Source organism: Bacillus sp. P4_D3 (assembly GCF_056401855.1).
In genome coordinates this window covers 1-1139 of the sequence record NZ_JBFUIN010000890.1, presented here as the reverse complement: position 1 = coordinate 1139, position 1139 = coordinate 1, and the positions used below count along the sequence as shown (strand labels likewise).

General features: G+C 35.5%; 1 protein-coding gene. It reads left to right on the top strand.

The annotated features are described in order from the left end of the window. A partial coding sequence (locus AC1DTM_RS27705; protein WP_477001399.1) for an ABC-F family ATP-binding cassette domain-containing protein occupies positions 1-1139 on the top strand: 1139 nt, incomplete at both ends.

Here is a 1139-nt window from a genome sequence, read left to right as displayed (position 1 = left end):
GTTATCGGATTAATTGGTAAAAATGGTGCTGGTAAATCAACGTTACTTCAATTAATTAATGGGAAGATTGAGCCATCAAAAGGTACTGTTGAATGGCAGCAAATGAATGTGACAACGGCATATGTTGAACAAGAAACAGAATCCTTTATTAGTAATGATGTGATTGCAAAAGAAGCAGAACTTCTTGCGAAATGGGGCGTGCCAACAAACGATTTTCTTACTTTAAGTGGTGGTGAAAAGCTGAAAGTTCGATTAGCAAAAGGGTTTTCCGAAAATCCTAATTTATTAATATTAGACGAACCGACAAATCATTTAGATGAGACGAGTACGGAATTTCTCATTAAACAAATAAAAAATATGAGAGGTACAGTTATCGTCGTATCGCATGATCGATATTTTTTAGATGTTGTCGCAACAAAAATATGGTCAATTGAGGATAAAAAATTAATTGACCATAGCGGTAATTATACGAGTTATATGAAAGCACGTGAGCAAAAAAGAATGACGCAGCAGCGTGAATATGAAAAACAGCAAAAAAAGATAGAACAAGTAGAATCACAAATAAACGAATTAAGTTCATGGTCACAAAAGGCACATGCACAGTCTACAAAACAAGAAGGCGTTAAAGAATTTTATCGTGTGAAAGCGAAGCGAATGGATGCGCAAGTGAAGTCGAAACGGAAACGTCTCGAAAAAGAGCTTGAGAAAACGAAAGTAGAACGTGTTAAAGAAGAGTATTCAGTTGAGTTCTCTATTCAAGCGAATAAAAAAGTAGGAAAACGCTTTTTAGAAGTGAAACAATTGAGGAAAGAATTTGATGGACGAACATTATTCGAAAACGTTAATTTTACAATCCAACACGGTGAGAAGCTTGCGATTATTGGACCAAACGGAAGCGGGAAAACAACATTACTGAAGATGATTATGGGCACGGAGACTGTTCAAGGAGAAGTATGGATTTCACCATCTGCAAACATCGGTTATTTAACACAAGAAGTATTTGATTTACCACTTGATAAAACACCAGAAGATTTATTTTTTAAAGAGACATTTGAAGAAAGAGGAAAAGTCCAAAATTTAATGAAACATTTAGGGTTCCAGGCTTCTCAATGGAAAGAGCCGATTGAGCAAATGAGCAT